This window comes from Paenibacillus silvestris, assembly GCF_009882985.1.
Taxonomy (GTDB): domain Bacteria; phylum Bacillota; class Bacilli; order Paenibacillales; family NBRC-103111; genus Paenibacillus_E; species Paenibacillus_E silvestris.
In genome coordinates this window covers 25455-43405 of sequence record NZ_WTUZ01000017.1, presented here as the reverse complement: position 1 = coordinate 43405, position 17951 = coordinate 25455, and the positions used below count along the sequence as shown (strand labels likewise).

Annotated in this window: 16 protein-coding genes; 15 read left to right on the top strand and 1 reads right to left on the bottom strand. The window is 41.8% G+C overall.

What is annotated here, in order from left to right:
• Positions 1-56 precede the first annotated feature (56 nt).
• The 8 genes from GQF01_RS14300 (at position 57) to GQF01_RS14265 (ending at position 8491) form a co-directional block, all read left to right on the top strand.
• On the top strand, positions 57-1484 hold the full coding sequence (locus tag GQF01_RS14300; protein ID WP_202556366.1) for a spore germination protein: 1428 nt from the start codon (positions 57-59) through the stop codon (positions 1482-1484).
• Between the two features lie 72 nt (positions 1485-1556).
• Positions 1557-2615, top strand: coding sequence for a Ger(x)C family spore germination protein (locus tag GQF01_RS14295; RefSeq protein WP_161407489.1), 1059 nt, complete (start codon positions 1557-1559; stop codon positions 2613-2615).
• Positions 2616-2625: 10 nt separating this feature from the next.
• Positions 2626-3726, top strand: a complete 1101-nt coding sequence (locus GQF01_RS14290) for a GerAB/ArcD/ProY family transporter (protein ID WP_161407488.1) — start codon at positions 2626-2628, stop codon at positions 3724-3726.
• 50 nt (positions 3727-3776) lie between these two features.
• On the top strand, positions 3777-3938 hold the full coding sequence (locus GQF01_RS14285; RefSeq protein ID WP_161407487.1) for a hypothetical protein: 162 nt from the start codon (positions 3777-3779) through the stop codon (positions 3936-3938).
• 455 nt (positions 3939-4393) lie between these two features.
• On the top strand, positions 4394-4870 hold the full coding sequence (locus GQF01_RS14280; RefSeq protein ID WP_161407486.1) for a hypothetical protein: 477 nt from the start codon (positions 4394-4396) through the stop codon (positions 4868-4870).
• 136 nt (positions 4871-5006) lie between these two features.
• Positions 5007-5309, top strand: a complete 303-nt coding sequence (locus GQF01_RS14275; protein WP_161407485.1) for an EthD family reductase — start codon at positions 5007-5009, stop codon at positions 5307-5309.
• Between the two features lie 180 nt (positions 5310-5489).
• A complete protein-coding gene (locus tag GQF01_RS14270; protein WP_161407484.1) occupies positions 5490-6377 on the top strand; it encodes a fructose bisphosphate aldolase in 888 nt (295 codons plus the stop codon).
• Between the two features lie 146 nt (positions 6378-6523).
• Positions 6524-8491, top strand: a complete 1968-nt coding sequence (locus tag GQF01_RS14265; protein WP_407945407.1) for a fructose-1,6-bisphosphatase — start codon at positions 6524-6526, stop codon at positions 8489-8491.
• 90 nt (positions 8492-8581) lie between these two features.
• Here GQF01_RS14265 and GQF01_RS14260 read toward each other — a convergent pair whose 3' ends face one another.
• Positions 8582-8761: an H-type small acid-soluble spore protein gene (locus GQF01_RS14260; protein ID WP_161407482.1), complete on the bottom strand. Its 180-nt coding sequence runs from the start codon at positions 8759-8761 to the stop codon at positions 8582-8584.
• Between the two features lie 167 nt (positions 8762-8928).
• On the opposite strand from GQF01_RS14260, the gene GQF01_RS14255 reads away from it, so the two are divergent.
• From GQF01_RS14255 to GQF01_RS14225, 7 genes are all read left to right on the top strand, one after another.
• A complete protein-coding gene (locus GQF01_RS14255) occupies positions 8929-9630 on the top strand; it encodes a Crp/Fnr family transcriptional regulator (RefSeq protein ID WP_161407481.1) in 702 nt (233 codons plus the stop codon).
• Between the two features lie 176 nt (positions 9631-9806).
• Positions 9807-10265: a cupin domain-containing protein gene (locus GQF01_RS14250; RefSeq protein ID WP_161407480.1), complete on the top strand. Its 459-nt coding sequence runs from the start codon at positions 9807-9809 to the stop codon at positions 10263-10265.
• 160 nt (positions 10266-10425) lie between these two features.
• Positions 10426-10878, top strand: coding sequence for a VOC family protein (locus tag GQF01_RS14245; protein ID WP_161407479.1), 453 nt, complete (start codon positions 10426-10428; stop codon positions 10876-10878).
• A 509-nt stretch (positions 10879-11387) separates the two neighbouring features.
• A complete protein-coding gene (locus GQF01_RS14240) occupies positions 11388-15218 on the top strand; it encodes a polysaccharide lyase family protein (RefSeq protein ID WP_161407478.1) in 3831 nt (1276 codons plus the stop codon).
• 557 nt (positions 15219-15775) lie between these two features.
• Positions 15776-16009, top strand: a complete 234-nt coding sequence (locus GQF01_RS14235) for a hypothetical protein (protein WP_161407477.1) — start codon at positions 15776-15778, stop codon at positions 16007-16009.
• Positions 16010-16174: 165 nt separating this feature from the next.
• Positions 16175-16729, top strand: a complete 555-nt coding sequence (locus tag GQF01_RS14230) for a hypothetical protein (protein ID WP_161407476.1) — start codon at positions 16175-16177, stop codon at positions 16727-16729.
• A gap of 66 nt (positions 16730-16795) precedes the next feature.
• Complete coding sequence (locus GQF01_RS14225) at positions 16796-17371, top strand: GNAT family N-acetyltransferase (protein WP_202556362.1); 576 nt, start codon at positions 16796-16798, stop codon at positions 17369-17371.
• The last annotated feature ends 580 nt before the right edge of the window (positions 17372-17951 follow it).

Below are 17951 nucleotides of genomic sequence, written 5' to 3'. Positions count from 1 at the left end.
CTTACGAGAATAATTTCTCCAAAAATTGGGGAAGTTTTAATCAAGGAGGATATGCAGTGGAAACTCTACATTCAGAATTACCTGAAAAAATAAAAATGGAACTCTCAGATCCACCCGATCTTATGATAAAATCCTTCACCGTTGGTGAAAAATTAGAACTCTCTTGTCTTTATTTAACGACATTAATCAATAAGGAACAAATGGAAGAACTCGTGTTTTGTAATATATTATCGCAACGACATGCCTTGCCTGAAAATCAAGATTCTGTTGCTCAATGGTTATTAAACACTTTCGCTCAATTAGAAGTAAAGCCAGTACATGGGTTGAATGCCTGTATGCAAGAAATGTTAGAAGGCAAATGTATAGTCCTTCCGAATGTAGGGGAAGGCGTGTCTATAAATATTCGTAAACAGGAGCAGCGCAGCATTACAGAACCCGAAATGGAGTCTGTAGTCAGGGGACCTAGAGAAGGCTTCGTGGAGGATTGGTCTCGGAATGTATCGCTAATACGGAAGCGTGTGAAGAATGGGAAACTCGCCATTGAGAAAATGATCATCGGAACGGAAAGCAATACGTCGGTATGCCTATTGTTCATTCGCGGAATCGCAGCTCAGGGAGTCGTAGATGAATTTAGGATAAGGTTGAAAGCGATTCAAACAGACAGCATTCTAGAGAGTTCTTATATTGAGGAGTTTATTCAGGACAATACTTTGACCCCGTTTCCCCAATTTATTGCCTCCGAGAGACCGGATGCAATCGTAGCGAAATTATTAGAGGGACAGGTAGCTATTATAACGGACGGCACTCCCATCGTTTTAGCAGGACCGATTACGTTCTTTCAATTATTCTCTGCACCAGAGGACTATTATCAGCGGGCAGATATCGCCACATTATTGCGGTGGCTCCGCATGTCTGCATTTATTATCTCGATTTTTACACCTGCCTTGTATATTTCCGTGGCCAGCTTTCATCAAGATCTGCTTCCTGGAGTGATGCTTTCTAACCTTGCCGCGCAAAGGGAGGGGGTTCCTTTTCCAGGAGCGATTGAAGCATTTCTCATGTTGTTTGCCTTTGAAATAATTCGTGAAGCAGGTCTGCGTATGCCTCGTATTGCAGGTCAAGCGATTTCCATTGTAGGCGCCCTGGTGCTTGGTCAAGCAGCTGTCGAAGCTGGAATTGTATCAGCTGCGATGATTATCGTTGTATCTATAACGGCCATTGCAAATTTTGTGGCGCCGACGTATGGATTTGGAATCGCACAGCGAATTATCCAATTTGTTTTTATGATTTCAGCTAGTTTTTTGGGGTTTTACGGACTTGTGAGTGCTGTATTTTTTCTCTTGCTTCATGTCATCTCTCTTGAACCGTTCGGTGTTCCTTTCTTCACGCCACTGGCTCCTATTCGAAAATCCGATTGGCGAGATTCGCTGATTCGTGTTCCTAGACAGTTAATGAAAGGGAGTAAGAAAAACGAAAAAAGATGAGGCTGAGAAGTCATGATCAAACGATTCATATTGATATTCAGTGTATTAATAATCTGTCCAGGATGTTGGGATATGAAGGAAATTAACCATTTGGCACTTGTGGACATGATAGGGATAGATCGGGATGATCGTGGAGAATTCTATGCCTATTTTCAAGTTCTGAATCCAACTTCGCTTGCGGCTCGAAATAGCGGTCCGACTAAAGCTGCGGTATATACGTATAAATTCGAAGCACTCAACCCAGGGCTAATAACGGAGAGAACCATCGGGCGGATGTCAAGAAAGCTATATACATCACATCTGCAGTGTTACATCTCCACGGAAAGAGAAGCTAGACACGGATTAATGGAGTTATCTAACTTCTTGGATAATTTCCCTGATCGTCGAACGAACGTTTACTTCGCCATTACAGACGAATCATTATCGAGGGTAACAAATTCAGTTACACTTCTTGACCGAATACCAGGAAGGAGTATCCGTAGGATACTCGATTTACAAGCAAAAAGCTGGGATATGGGCGTGTATCCAATCAGAATAAAAGATATCATTTTAAACATTCCGTTTAGTAGGCCAAATATTATTCCTATCGTTCGTTATTTTGGGAAGCAACCTGCTGCAAGATCGGAGCGGTTAGAAAATATCAGTGCTGGCGAGGATATTTTCGGAGTTACAGGAGGAGCCGTCTTTCTGCATGCGAAAATGGTAGGAAAGCTGGATAACGAAATGAGTAAATTGTTTTATGCCTTAAATGGGTTTTCACGTCGTAGTAATGAAGTGATCACTTTACATGGCGAGAGCGTTAATTTGGAGATGAATAATATCCGAATCGATCGGAAATGGAAGTCCAGCAATACGATGGTTATTCGCATCTATACGGAGCTAGGAATCACATACAATAACCAAAAAAGAAAATTAACGCTAAAGAATATCAACGAAATTTCAACTGCTTTCAATGAGTATTATAAAGAAACAGGCGATAATTTTGTCCAGTACTCTCAGGATCACCATTGGGATTTGCTTGGGATAGGGGATACAAGACGAGGCTATGGGAAATGGGAAGATATCACTGTGGACTTTGAAGTTCATTCGAAAGTCATAACTAAGGGTAACTTGATTACACCATATGAGTAGGGGACTTCCATTGGAGAAAACATCAATTAGTACGATTCAAATGTTTTTTATGACAACATGCTACGTGGTGGGAACAACTTTTCTCTTGCTGCCGACTGCAACCATTATGGATACGAAGCAGTATGGCTGGATCGTTCAATTATGGAGTACAGTGTTCGGGGTGGCAATCGGGGCCATATGGATTTACCTATCAAGCCAGCATCCGGGACTATCACTCGTAGAAATATCCCGAAAAGTCATGGGGAAGTATGTTGGTGGATTCATATCGCTTTGCTACATCATCCTATTTCTCCAGATCACTTCTTGGGTCACTCGGAACATAAGCGACTTCATGCACGTCACCCTAATGCCGAGAACGCCTGAAACCGTTTTTCACATTGTTGCTCTATTCGTCTGCGCGTATGCTGTCGTGAAAGGGATCCGCACAATTGCACTGGTCAGCATTCTTGTTGTACCTTTCATTTGCATTACATTTTGGGTGCCATTCACGATTATGTTAAAGGAATGGGATTGGAGGAACTTTGCGATTCCACCTTACGACTTTCCGTTGTGGCCAACGGTAGCGAAAACAAAGTATGCACTTGGCTTTCCTTTTATGGAGACGATCTCCTTCATGATGATCTTCCCTTTGATACGGCAGAAGCTCAAGACCGCTTTTTTAGGTGGAACTGTTTTCGCAGGCCTTCAAATTGCCATTTCTGTATTATTTATAATAGGAATACTAGGTGTCTATCGGTCATCCCATCTTCTATACCCGGAGTATGTTGTCTTTCGGGAAATGGAGTTTTCTAGTTTTTTGGAGCATCTCGAATCGGTTCTTTCCGTGAACACCATCTTAGTTGTCTATGTGAAACTTAGCCTCATCTATTATTTTACCGTTACAGCCATCTGTCAGTTATTTTCAGTTCAAAATCGTGCATTAGTAGCCTATCCGCTGGCCTGGGTGATTTCCGGTTATGCTACATTGTTCTCAAATGTCTCCGAAAACGCGGCTTGGGTTCATACTTATTTGTTTATTTATTATGTACCGTTCGCAATCGGCTTTCCGTTTCTGTTGATTGCGGTATCCTGGTTGCGTAAAATGGGAAAAAGAGAGAAGCAAATCGCATGATCCTACTTTTAGGGATATTTTCCGTGTTTATCATAGGGGGATTCTTGATTATGAGAAGAATACAATCTCCCCGACATGAAAAATGGATTTTTGTCGTTATTACTTGTATTGGTCTCGCACTCTGGGTCAGCCTAAAGATTCATCGACCCATTGATTTGAATAAAGCTATAGGTTGGATGATTGATCAGGTTTTCAACATACAAAAAGATTAAATGATAACTAGAATCGTATGCAGCGACATGTCCAAGGACACGAGTGCTTACCCAATAAAAACTAACATAAATTCATTTATGTTAGTTTTATTATTTTGTAATTGGTGTTTTATTTAATTGACTTATAAACTACATTCATGTGGTTATTGCTTACTAAGAAAGGCTTCCGCTATATAAGACATGTAGGTCGGACTTTTGATTGAAGCTTTATATTGCAAAACAGTATCGGATTGGAGGAAACCAGGGCAATAGTAAAATGGTACTTAAATCTTCACTTCAACACAGTTGAAGCTGAATTTGTAAAAGTGACGGGAACGAAGCGGCATACATATACGGGTATTCGTTATGAGAAATGAGTATAAACCAACAATCTAGCATTCACATAACGAATGGGTCGGGCATCTGTCACTTGATGCTTGCTAGCCCTTTTTTGAAAGGCATGGAGGAAATAGAGAATGAACATATTATTGTTAATACACTTAATGGCGGTTTGCGCCTGGGTAGGCGGTGCGATTTACGAGCGTTTCTTCGTCTTGAGAGCAGTCGATTATGCGAAGGGAACGAACTATGAAGCCCGCATGGTACAAATTATGCTTAAAGCGGTGCCTTACTTTAAAGTTGTAACCGCCTTGCTCATCTTGTCCGGTCTAGCGATGATATTAATTAACGCTCAAGGATCATTCAGTTGGTTCGTTCATTGGAGCTGGCTATCTCTTAAAGTGTATATCATGATTGCGCTCATGGTGTTTGGGTTTGGCTTCATTAATCCACTTCTGAACAAAGTCACCGCTCATATCAAATTGGCCATAGAGAAAGATCAAAAAGTAACGGATGAAACCCGCGCTGCGGTCCGCCGAATTGGGGTTTTGTTGGACATCGCTCACTTCGGAGTGATAGTCAACGTGATTCTAGGCGTAACGAAGTTCTTTTGATCCTGAGAGATTTATAAAAAACGATACATGAATAACGTAAACAGACTGCCGATTACTTCGAAAATACAGACACATTCCAACACAACGTAATAGCCTATCAGGAAGGTTATTACACGACTAGAAAGGGTACGAACTCATGAGCAAAATGATTATCATCCACGAAAAACCTAAAGATATCGAAAATTTCGAGAAACATTACTTTGGCGTTCATATTCCGCTTGCAAAAAAACTCCCGAAGTTAACCGGGGCATCCGTGCATCGCGTCGTTGGCGCCCAGCATACGGACAATGAGCCGTACTTGGTCGTGGAGGTTGAATTTATGAACAGCGAAGATCTGCATGCAGCGATGGCAAGCCCGGAAGGACAAGCGGTTTCTGAAGATGTTAAGAACTTGATTCCTTTTATGACTAAACGTCCCTCTATCCTTATTTTGGAGTAAATAAGAATTCCGCTTGCTTGTAATTTCGCTAAGAGGATGAACTGCACCCCAAATGTTAGACAGCGTCTAACATTTGAAGGTGCAGTTTTTTTGTCCAATGGGCACCACTCATTTTTTTTTAATATTGACCGTAATGAGGTACAATATAAGAAAAAAGCATTTCAAGGAGGAACTCCGTATATGAACAGGAAACAGTTGGAACGAATTCGCACGGGGCAAGGGTTCATAGCAGCGTTGGACCAAAGTGGAGGGAGTACGCCGAAGGCACTGCAGCAGTACGGTATTGAGGCGAACCGTTATTCTGGCGAAGAGGAGATGTTTACGCTCGTGCATGAAATGAGGACACGCATTATCCAGAGTCCTTCGTTTGATGCGGAATACATTCTAGGAGCCATTCTGTTCGAGAACACCATGGACCGGAAGATCGATGGGCTGTTCACGGCTGACTACTTATGGGAGAAGAAAGGCATCGTGCCTTTTTTGAAGATCGATAAGGGATTGGCAGATTCAGAGGACGGCGTGCAAATACTAAAGCCGATTCCCGATTTGGACGGATTGCTCCGGCGAGCGGTCGAGCGTAACATCTTTGGAACTAAGATGCGTTCGGTCATTCACGAGCCTAATCCGCAAGGGATTCGCAAAGTAGTGGAGCAGCAGTTTGAACTCGGTAAGCAAATTTGGTCCGCAGGACTTGTTCCCATCATCGAGCCTGAAGTCGACATTAACAGCTTGGACAAGGGGGAATCGGAAAAGATCTTAAAGGACGAAATCTTCAAGCAGCTGTCCGCTCTTGCACCCGATGTGACTGTTATGCTGAAGCTCTCGATCCCAACCGAGGACGATTTCTACCATGATCTGATGGACGAGTCACACGTCGCAAGGGTCGTCGCACTATCTGGGGGATATGAACGGGAAGAAGCCAACGAAAGGCTGGCCCGGAGTCATGGCTTGATTGCCAGCTTCTCACGCGCATTGGCTGAAGGCTTGTCTGATCAACAGACGGATGAGCAGTTTAACGAGATATTGACTCGATCTATTCGGTCCATATACGAAGCTTCGATCTCGTAATATAGATGACAGTGGAGCCCGTGATTACAGATGCGGGCTTTTTTTGTGGTCGGGGGGTGCATGGTTCTGATGCAGATCTTACTTTGTTTATTGAATTAATGGGATAGACTGGGAAGTTTTAGTTATAATAGCTGTAAGTAACTCTTATGCATCACCCTATTTCCTTGAAGGGGGACATCTGTTTGGACGAGCAGTTTCTAGATTTATTGGCCCAGAGATATGATACGGAAGAACAAGTTGTGACAGCAATCATCAACCTTGAAGCGATCTCCAATCTTCCCAAGGGAACTGAACATTTTGTCAGTGATTTGCATGGGGAGTTCCAGGCTTTTCAGCATGTACTAAGAAATGGCTCGGGTACCGTAAAAGAGAAGATCAAAGCTTTGTTCCGTGAGGTTTGGACGGAACATGAAATCACTGATTTCACGGTGTTAGTTTATTATCCGGAAGAAAAAATACAGCTGGTCAAAGGTGACCTGTGCAATAAACAAGCCTTGAATCAATGGTACAGACAAACGATTGAACAAATGCTTAAGCTCATTTCCTTTGCCTCTTCCAAATATACGCGCTCGAAATTGCGTAAAGCTCTTCCAGAGCAGTTTGTATATATTGTAGAAGAGCTTCTATACAAGACGGATTCCACCAACAATAAGGACCCTTATTATGAGGAAATATACCGACAAATTATTTCCTTAGGCCAAGCGGACAAGCTCATTACCGGCCTTGCTTACACGACCCAGCGTTTGGTGGTTGACCATCTTCATGTGGTTGGAGATATCTATGACCGCGGGCCTGAGCCCGATAAAATCATGGACACGCTAATCAACTACCATTCTGTAGATATTCAGTGGGGGAACCACGATGTCCTGTGGATAGGCGCCTATGCGGGTTCTCTGGTCTGCCTTGCGAATATTATCCGCATCTGTGCCAGATACGACAATCTAGACATCATCGAAGACGTATATGGAATCAATCTTCGCCCACTGCTGAACTTAGCGGAGAAATATTATGAGGACAATCCGGCCTTTAGACCGAAACTGCAGACCGACCATAACGGTTCGGAAGAGGAAATCCTGCAGATTACCAAAATTCATCAAGCCATTACAATGATCCAGTTTAAGCTTGAAATCCCTATTATCAAGAGACGTCCATACTTTAATATGTCTGAAAGACTTTTGCTTGAGCAAATCGATTACGACAAAACTGAAATCAAGATCGGCGAAAAAACGTACCCGTTGGAAAACATTTGTTTTTCAACCGTAAATCCGCAGCGGCCTGAAGAATTGCTGGAAGAAGAACAGCAGGTAATGGAAAAGCTGCTGTTCTCCGTTCAGCATTCCGAAAAGCTGGCTCGACACATGAATTTTTTTATGAAACAAGGCTGCCTTTATCTGAAATACAACGGGAATTTGTTATTTCACGGCTGTATTCCTTTAGATGAAGAAGGAAACATGGAAGAAATGCAGATTGAAGACAAAGTGTATTCGGGCCGTAAGCTGCTCGATGTTTTTGAATACTATTTACGTTACGCCTTTGCGCATCCGGAAGAGACGGATGATCTTGCTACGGATATGGTATGGTACATCTGGACAGGGGAATGTTCCTCGCTCTTTGGAAAGAGGGAAATGACCACCTTTGAACGATACTTTATCCAAGATAAAGATGCCTATAAAGAGAGAAAGAACCCTTATTACCATTTGCGTGAAAATGAGGAGATCTGCAGGAAAATCCTGCTGGAATTTGATATGAATCCAGATCATGGACATATCATTAACGGCCATACGCCAGTTAAAGAAATTCGTGGAGAAAACCCCGTTAAAGCTAACGGGAAATTGGTTGTTATTGACGGTGGTTTTTCCAAAGCCTATCAATCTACAACAGGCATCGCTGGATATACCTTGTTGTATAATTCCTTTGGGATGCAGCTCGTTGCTCATCAGAAATTTAATTCCAAAGAAGATGTGTTATGTAACGGAACGGATGTCTTGTCTGTAAAAAGGCTGGTGGACAAAGAACTGGAGCGGAAGCTCGTGAGAGAAACCAATGTCGGGGAGAAGATGCTGCAGAAAATTTCAAATTTGAAGAATCTTCTTGAATATCGCTACATGAAATGAAACAACTTGCTAGGTGAAACCATTTAACTAGGTAGGTCAAGTAGAGGATGCCCCAAAGGTCATAAAGTTGACTGAGGGGATCCTCTTTTTTTAGTGCTCAATTAAATTGATTAGAGGTACTTCTTGCTCAAGTTCTGGCTGATCGAGCGTGTAGACCATGGCCGTATCATTTTTTTCATCAACCGTTTGAATGTAAATTGGAATTTCATTATAAGTCACATGCGCCATTTCTGGGGATGCGGCTATCTCTAATGCTCTGGATTTGTTCATGTCAATGATCTCCTTAAAGTAAATGTATAGACAATTTTAGGTTGCCCTCAAATCGTAGGAATGATTAGTTTGTGTTACTTAGTAAAAATGTTCTAATGCTAATCTAAAAACAGGGGATACTTTAATTTAGTGGTCTTCTGTTTAGATTAGAATGAAGGAGATGCTTAATGAAGGACACTAAAAAACCATGGAGTTTGTCGGAGTTCAAATTATTTGAAACTCTGCCAATGGAAGATTTAGAGCACATTGATCAAATGGCGCCCAGTACAAATTTCACGTCTATCCCAAAAGGTACTCTAATTCAAACACCAGAAGTTAATAGTAAAGGTTTGTCTATTGTTGTTGAAGGAAGACTTCGATTGTTCAAAACAAATGCTGATGGAAAGCAATATACCGTAGGTATACTAGGGACAGGTGGGATGTATGGCGAAAGCAAATCATACTCATTTGGAACGAATGGTAATTATATGGAAGCCATGGTGGATACAACTATTTGTTCTATTAATCAAGAAAAATTCGACCACTTTTTGAGCATGCGTCCAGAACTCGCTTTAAAGCTGTTAGAGGAGCTCAGTAATCGATTACGAGACAGGGACGAAGTATTGGAGCGTCTGGCGTTAAGTGATCTTCGCGGTAAAGTTCTTTTTTTTCTGACTAAACTAGCTAAAAAGTTCGGCGTAGAAGAAAATGGGTACCAAAGAATAGAAATTCCCCTAACCCATCAGGAACTGGCAAACATGATTGGTGCTACTAGAGAATCAGTGTCACTTATTTTACAAGAATTTTCCAATGAAGGCGTTATTATTACTGGTAGAAAATCAATCATGGTTCAGCTAGAGATGGCGGAAGAACGATTAAAACTTACATAATTTAAACGTGAAGTAACAACTGATTCGAGATAGACAGAACTTAGTTTCCTGTAAGATAGATTACAGAATAGAATGAACGGTTAGCTCTATACTAGGGGAGCAGACAAGGAGAGATTGTCTACTAGCCGCTGTTGCTGCAATCATTGAATAACATTATAAATCAGGAGGAAAAATAGATGTCAAACGTATTAGATGTTATGGGTCCACGTATTCAACTCGTTACTGATTTAACGGTAAATAAAGATTATTCCCTTATGAAAGCTGAAGTTCCAGCAGGTGTTATCGTTCCTGTGCATAGTCATGATGACCGTGAGACTTTTGTAGTTCTCTCAGGGGAGCTTGAAGCTTTCACGGAAGACAGCTGGAAAACCGTTAGGGCTGGTGAAACAGTTGATATTCCAGGACATGTAAAGCACGCTTGGAGAAATTCCTCTAGCGAGACAGTAAAACTACTGGTAGTATCGACAGTGAAAATGGGTGAATTTTTTAATGAAATTGGTCGTCCCGCTGATACTGTTCCACCAGGCCCGCCTGCGCTAGAAGTATTACAACATTTTGTTAAAGTAGCGATTGCATATGGCTATTGGCTTGGAACGCCTGAAGATAATGCTTCGATCGGTATACATTTAGGTTAATAGTTAGAAGAATGGCTGTATAAGTGAACTTCAAATAGAGAAATCCGCGCTAAAAAGCGGGTTTCTTTTTTTTAACTGTTTGGAAGAAATCAGTAATTGTTGATAGAATAAATCTGAAGATGGTCAGGTAAGTAATCTGAACATATAAGGAGATGAAACTATGGAGAAAAATAATTTACTAAGAATGGACAATGTTGGCATCGTTGTAGAATCTCTTGATGACGCTATTGCTTTCTTCGAGGAGATTGGCTTGAAGCTCGAAGGACGAGCTACTGTCGAAGGTGAATGGGCTGGTCGCGTAACTGGGCTAGGTTCACAGTCTGTAGAAATTGCGATGATGGTTACCCCAGATGGCCACAGCCGAATTGAACTTTCACGATTTCTCACACCGCCTACGATATCAGATCACCGAACTGCTCCTGTAAATGCCCTGGGTTATCTACGCGCTATGTTCGCCGTTGAAGACCTTGACGAAATGGTAGCCAGACTCATTAAGCATGGTGCTCAGCTCGTTGGTGAAGTGGTTCAGTACCAGGACTCGTACCGGCTCTGCTACATTCGCGGAAGTGAAGGACTTCTAGTCGGTTTGGCGGAGAAACTCGGTAATAAATAAGTAATGATTAATAGTCAGGAACAGCTTAAGAAAACAGCGAGAGTCAAGGACTATATTCCTAGTCCATGACTCTCGCTGTTTTTTATTTTTATGCTCCGTCTAAAAGGAGGAGGGGCAGAGTTATCGGCCCTTTTCTAGCGGCACCACTGATTTTTGAACAAAAAGCTATGTTTTTTAAACTAGCTTTACATCGATACATAACGTATCGTTAAGTGTAGAGGTATGAGCCATTCGTTTGATTATTGAATCAGAGGAGGAGGAGGAGGCTTTGGAAAATAGAGGCCAAGGTCGAGATGGCTTCGATTGTCGCTTTTCTAGTTTTTCTGTGGTGAGCTCGAAGGGAAAACGTTTGTTGAATACTAGAATGAATTGGAAACGTTTACACGATGGAGTTCCAGGCCAATGCAGGTATTTCAAGGGCAGCCTCCCGTTTTAATGAGTCTGTACACCCACATATCGCTGAGCTGAGAGATCTTGCAGTATATTAAAGTTTTGGGAGGATAGAAAATATGGTTAAGTTGAAGCTGTCTTTCGCACTACTATTGGCGCTTATTTTATCATTTGCCCTCGTTCAGCTTTCGGCATTGGCGGCAGATGGAGAGGCTGATGAAACGGTTGCGACTGTTTTGAGTAATGATGTCGTGCTGAATAAAAGTCCAGGCATTGCCAACACTTGGAGGTTAAGCAACGGTACATTATCAATGGATATATCGACTACTAACGGACAAATAAGCAATGTTAAAATCAACGGAAGTGCATCACTATCGGCGCCTAGTTATCCGTTCACGATTACTAATAACATAGACAGTTTTACCGTAACAAAAGTGACAGATGTTCTCGATACGGCGGACGAGGTACATATCGCTTTGACATATGCCTATACGACTGCCACTCAAAGGTTCAAAGCGGAGCGTCATTTTGTCATGCGCAGGGGTGTCAATGGTCTATATGACTATGTCATATTGTCAACACCGGAACAAAGGGGCGGAGCTGCGGAAGTTCGAACGCTGTATGGTTTTAAACACGATCTCCTTCCCAATGGCTATAATAGCGAAATGAACCAAGAGATACCGCTCTGGAAGCCGGTAGTTCAGGATACCACATGGAAGGATCCTAATTCAGACACTATTTACTCCAAATACGATTTTGTAGGTTATCACGCAGAGAATCCCCTTGTAGGCCATTATGGCGACAATTACGGTGCCTGGATGATTAACGCCAGCTCTGAGTACTTCTCAGGCGGTCCGTTAAAACAGGAATTGCTGGTACACGGAGATGACGCATTGATCCTTAACTACTTTACAGGCGGCCACATGGGGGGCGCTAATATGGACCCGCCTAACGGCTGGCAGAAGATTCACGGCCCTTGGCTGATTTATTTTAATGATGCAGCATCCGTTGACGGTGGCGACCTTATTGCCGACGCTAAGAGGCAAGCGGCTGAGGAAAAAGCGAAGTGGCCTTATAATTTCGTAACCGATACTTCTAATACACCGGGACTGTATCCTAAGGCGGACGAGAGAGCAACCGTTACAGGTAAGCTCGAAACTTCTGACGGCAGGGACTTGGGAGGCGCCATGGTGATCCTTTCCGAGCCAGGTGTAGAAGTAATTCGCCAGGTCAATGGATATTACTTCTATGCTTACGCCGACGCGGACGGTAATTTCAGTATTCCTAATGTGCGACCTGGAGACTATACATTGTATGTGTTCCCACAGCACGGTTCCATAATAGGGCAGCTTGAGCATGAAGGCGTAAATATTACAGCTTCGGATGGAGGAATAAAAAAAGAACTCGGAACCTTATCCTGGTCTCCTACGATAGACAACAACTATTTGTTCCAAATCGGCAAGGCCAGCCATTCCACGGTAGGCTTCCGAGGCAGCGACGAAAAGAGAAACTACTCTCTTATGCGCGACGCACCTGCGAACTTAACCTATAACGTGAACACCAGTGTTACAAAAGATTGGTATTACGCTCAGGTAAAAACCGAAACCGTCGGCTCCAGTCCCAATATATGGACATCGACTGCAAACGCTTTTGGAGCATGGCCCGGCACCGGTCCATGGGCCGAAACCGGTGCATGGAAGATTGATTTTAATTCAACTAAAGCATATACGGGTGACGCACACCTGCGTATCGCCTTTGCGGCGGTGTCTAATCAGCCCATACTGGAAATAAAGGTCAACGGAACCGTTGTTAAAGTGCTGAATTATGTAGGTAAAAACGACCAGACCATATATCGCAGTGCGAACCGCAGCGGACGCTACCTCAGCGAGGATATCATATTTGACGCGAGCTTGCTTACAAATGGCACAAACACGATAACCATTACGAATAAGTCGAGAGACCTTATTATTGACACGAATCCACCGCCATTCTACCGCGGTTCGGTTATGTATGATACCATCATGTTGACCACAGACGAACAGGGCAATATTGATTCGCTGAAGCAACTTGTTAATAGCGGAAAGGGTGCGGGCGATATTACAGCTACCGCTGTTACTGCGCTTCATAACTATCTTGATACTAACGCCGCTAACTTCAGCAGTGCGCTTGCCGGCTTTATATCGCTGCTGGATACACAAAATGTAGGAAGCGACTATAAAGAATTGCTGACCATCAGCGCTAGAAATGTGGCGAATGGCTCGGGCATCAACAAAACGACGCTTAAAGAGTTAGTCTCGACGGCTAGTTCATTCGACGAAAGCGATTACAATTCAGAGAACTGGGATAGTTTTACAAAGGCTCTGAGCGCAGCTAATGCAGTCATGGCTAATACTGGTGCCACTCAGAATACGGTTTATGCAGCCAGGAACAATCTGCAGCAGGCAATGGACCATCTCTCCCGTGCCGTACCTCCAGTTGAGGGCTATAAAGGACTTTATTATACCGACTTTGAGGACGACTCGCTCTGGGGATTTGATAGAACGGAACCGGGACATATCTTCGCGCAGGTCGATAATGTCGATATAGACGGGAACACTAACAAAAAGTTTCAGCTTTATGCGAATAACGTAGTTAACCTTGCCATGCGGAAGGCATTACCTAAACCTGTCGATAATGACAAAATGATGGTCGTATTTGACTGGTATCCCGCTCCGCCAAGAAACAATAGTGCTGCCAAAAGTGCCGAACTGCGTTTATTGGACGGCAACGGCGACATATTGGTTGCACTAACAAACAGGCACAACACCAATCTGGGAGCGTACACGCAACTCAACCGTCCAAAAAATAATTATACCAGTGTTAAAAATACTACATTCAGCGATAAACTCGCCTGGTATACGGTAACCGTACTTGTGGATAAGACAGCTAAGAAGATAACCGTCACCTACAAGAATAAAGCTACTAGTGCTGAGCAATCCTTGGAATTTGTTTACGATCCCACAAAGAATGATGGCACGATCGCTTTCCTTGACGTAGTCATTCTGAGTGAGGATACTACAGGTCAAGTTATGACGACTTACTTGGATTCCATCGCTGTTTACGAAGCAGGGACTGAAACGGCAGCAGCTTCTTTAACCGGTCCGGCTTCCGTTGTACCAGGTACACCATTTGATTTAAACTTCAATATCAGTGCAGTGTCCGAAAGCGTTTATCAAGAAGTATATGCGCAAGATCTGACGATACAGTTCGATCCTAATGTACTGACGTTCGTAAAAGCAAAAGCACTGACGGAAGGTTTAGAAGTTATTGAGTCGAAAGAGCTATCGCCGGGGAATATCAGATTCCTGACAGCTGCGCTTGTTAAAGACCAAGTGACTCCGCCCAATGGCAATTTCGTAAGTTTTACATTCGTTGCCAAACCTAACGCTGGTCCAGTTAAAGCTGAAGTGGCAGTTGGGAATGTAATCATTGCCAACAGTATGGGTCAGGAATTACATGTACCGGGATCCTCCTTCTCGTTCAACGTACAGAATCAACCAGTCGATACGGCTGCTCTTCAGACATTAATTAGCTTAGCGCAATCCAAAGTTAATGCCGCAGTAGAAGGCAAGGCCGATGGTCAATATGTAGCCGGATCGAAGGCTATACTGCAGACGGTGATTAATCAAGCCCAAACGGTTGTCAATCAAGCATTGGTAACTCAACAGCAGATCGATCAAGCAGTGACCAACTTAACATTGGCCATTACCGCCTTCGAATCATCCAGAATTTCCACAGATGTTAACGGTGACGTTAAAGTAACCATCGGAGATTTGGCGATTGTAGCAGCGGGGTATGGCAAAAAGTCGACGGACAGTGACTGGAATCAATTTAAAGCCGGTGACGTGAGTAAAGACGGTTTAATAGACATCGATGATTTAACAGCAGTTGCGATGAAGATATTGGAGTAATTGCGTAATAGAGTGGGGTTTAGGGATAGTTAAGCTTTTTAACAATTAGAACAGGCTGCCGGAATAATCGGCAGCCTGTTCTAATTTAGGGCAACTTCAGCGAATAAATGTGGTAACATATGGATATTGCATAGATTTGGAATAGGGACTGAACGAATGAGGTTGAGGGATTCCAAGTTGGAATTTAGTTTCAAGAAGATTCTTATCATATATCCGTTTGTGTTTCTAATTTTCTTGATAATTGTTCATGTAATGATTGGCATCAACAAACCTATTTTAATCTTCTTCGTGGTGTTCTTTATTATTAGCATGTTTTACATGAAGGGGTATTACTGGACATTAAATGGTGGACTGGTAGCAAAATATATTTTTTTCTGCAAGAGCTGTGAATTCAATGTTGATGAAATTCAACAAATCACATCGGTCACGATACAAAAAATTGGAACGGTTACTTTCCGTTTAGGGAAGGGACCGGCTGAGGATGAATATATCCTTTTGTTACGAGATGGAAATGAAGTTAAATCTTTTGCACTTAGAACAATTTGAGGAGGGCACCAATGGATTGGGTCTTTATCGGAAGTACCGCTAATGAATCATTTTTGCTAAATGGGATAGATATCTTTAAGAAAAAATGGGAATACACGAGTGAGATAGCTACCGTGATAGACCCGATATATAAAGTTAAGAAGTATTTTACCGTTTGGTCAGTTCAAAAAGATAATGGCGAAGTAATTCTCTTTGCAGCTGGAGAATTTTCAAACTGTATTTGGGGGATTTACACGAAAGGTTAGCTTTTTAAACATAGAAGGTTGTGAAAGGCGCATTCCAGCAAAAGAGTTTTTGATCAATGCCAGAGTTTTAGATTTTAAGTTATCTCAGAGTGAGAGTTCAATTGTCAGGTTGAATATTCCGGTTTGATTATGGTACTAAAGAAGAAAAAATAGGAGAAGAACCTAATGAAATTATTTGAATACTTTAAGAATTTTAAAGCTATATTAAGTGGTTCTTACATAAGTATTTCTGATGAACTCGACGAAAATAAAGGAGAATTATTAAAAGAGATTACATTCGAGGTCAAAGCGAAAAAAGATGATTTGCATGTTTTCCCTAACGGAATAATCCCTTGGATCAGTTTAGAATCACCAGAAGATGAATTGACACGATTGAGAAAAAAGAGCGAAGTTGTTTTAAATTATAATAGCATTCATGTGGTCGTAAACTACCCATTAAAAAAGCCGAAAGTTTTTGAAATAAAAAATTCTAGAATAGTAAGATCAGACTTAATCAATGAGATTAGTAAAATTTATCATACTGTGTATCAAGAAGAAGAAGAAACATCCAGCATTAAAACAATTCCAGAAATAGAGAGAAGTAAACTTAAAAACAGGAATGAAACCAACGGTAAATATGGCATCTGGGGGCACGATCTTCGAGATCTAGATCTAAGTTCAGTGAATGTAGTAAAGAAAAATAATGGAAGAATCTATTTATACCTTTATATTGAATCTTAATGAAAAAACACGAATGTAAGACCATACATCAGATGATGGGTAACACCAGAAAATGGGGTGGAAACATTGAGCGAAAAGAATATCTTTGGTATTGATTGTAAGGATGTCTACCTTAGAGAGTACTTACTTGATGATTTGGATGAATTTCACTCTCTAACAATGCAACCTGAAATTTATGACTATCTGCCTGGTTGGAACGTATCTAGAGAACAGAGGGAAGAGTGGTTAAAGAATTATGAAATACCTGGAAACAAACAATTTATAAATGCCGTATCTAAAGGTGGGGTCATAGGTGAACTTCGACTTCGGTTAGGTATCATATTGAAAGCTTCGGGAGAATTTATTGGTTGGTGCTGTACAGGTATAAAAGAGGAATTGCCGACTCCAAACCGAGAGATCATGTTTGCAATCTCAAAGGATCATAGAGGTAAAGGTTATACCACGCAAGCTACAGAAGGGTTAACGAAGTATTTATTTGAGAATACAAACGTTGAAGTGATTAATGCAATTGCTCTAATACCGAACGTACCTTCCAATAGGGTGATACAAAAAAGCGGGTTCATTTATCAAGGTGTTATCGAATTAAATAACGAAAGATACAATTATTACAAGCTTAGTAAAAACGATTGGGCTAAGGGGTAGCTTGTTAAAAATACATTACGAGATAGAGTTTGCGTACATCTAATGTGTTAGGAAATGGGGTCTATTCATTATTCGAATAAAGGTAACTATTGGAATACTACTAGGTATTATCGGAGTGTTGGTAATGATCTTAGTTTTAAATTTTGCAACAGACAGAAAAAGCATAATCCTTCACAATTTCAATATGTTGGATGTAGACCGTTTAAATGAGATGGTTCAGCGCCATAAAGAAGGAAAAGGTGACTATCTCATGCTCATTCCACCGATTATCGACGGTGGTTACTCTATACATGATGTTCATTCAAACGGCAGGGAAGTCACTTGGACCATTGATAATACCAGGGATGGAATGNTCTGAGCATGGTAAACAGGTTTACAGATGTAAGAGAATTAGCATGGATGAGACGAAAGAACATTATGTGTATATACTTAATCAATGTGATAACGAAGGTGAAAAGAGTATTACCATTTTTAGCCTCCTCAAGGAAGATGTTTTGTTAAGCTCCATCGGACTACACTAGGGGAAATATCTGAAGGTCTACCACTTGGTAGACCTTCAATTCGTTAACGGACAGTATAC

Excerpts from the sequence above, each read along its gene's own strand:
- GQF01_RS14295 (WP_161407489.1), top strand. The coding sequence starts at position 1,557 with ATGAAGGAAATTAACCATTTGGCACTTGTGGACATGATAGGGATAGAT.
- GQF01_RS14285 (WP_161407487.1), top strand. The coding sequence starts at position 3,777 with ATGAGAAGAATACAATCTCCCCGACATGAAAAATGGATTTTTGTCGTT.
- GQF01_RS14280 (WP_161407486.1), top strand. The coding sequence starts at position 4,394 with ATGAACATATTATTGTTAATACACTTAATGGCGGTTTGCGCCTGGGTA.
- GQF01_RS14275 (WP_161407485.1), top strand. The coding sequence starts at position 5,007 with ATGAGCAAAATGATTATCATCCACGAAAAACCTAAAGATATCGAAAAT.
- GQF01_RS14270 (WP_161407484.1), top strand. The coding sequence starts at position 5,490 with ATGAACAGGAAACAGTTGGAACGAATTCGCACGGGGCAAGGGTTCATA.
- GQF01_RS14265 (WP_407945407.1), top strand. The coding sequence starts at position 6,524 with ATGCATCACCCTATTTCCTTGAAGGGGGACATCTGTTTGGACGAGCAG.
- GQF01_RS14260 (WP_161407482.1), bottom strand. The coding sequence starts at position 8,761 with ATGAACAAATCCAGAGCATTAGAGATAGCCGCATCCCCAGAAATGGCG.
- GQF01_RS14255 (WP_161407481.1), top strand. The coding sequence starts at position 8,929 with ATGAAGGACACTAAAAAACCATGGAGTTTGTCGGAGTTCAAATTATTT.
- GQF01_RS14250 (WP_161407480.1), top strand. The coding sequence starts at position 9,807 with ATGTCAAACGTATTAGATGTTATGGGTCCACGTATTCAACTCGTTACT.
- GQF01_RS14245 (WP_161407479.1), top strand. The coding sequence starts at position 10,426 with ATGGAGAAAAATAATTTACTAAGAATGGACAATGTTGGCATCGTTGTA.
- GQF01_RS14240 (WP_161407478.1), top strand. The coding sequence starts at position 11,388 with ATGGTTAAGTTGAAGCTGTCTTTCGCACTACTATTGGCGCTTATTTTA.
- GQF01_RS14235 (WP_161407477.1), top strand. The coding sequence starts at position 15,776 with ATGGATTGGGTCTTTATCGGAAGTACCGCTAATGAATCATTTTTGCTA.
- GQF01_RS14230 (WP_161407476.1), top strand. The coding sequence starts at position 16,175 with ATGAAATTATTTGAATACTTTAAGAATTTTAAAGCTATATTAAGTGGT.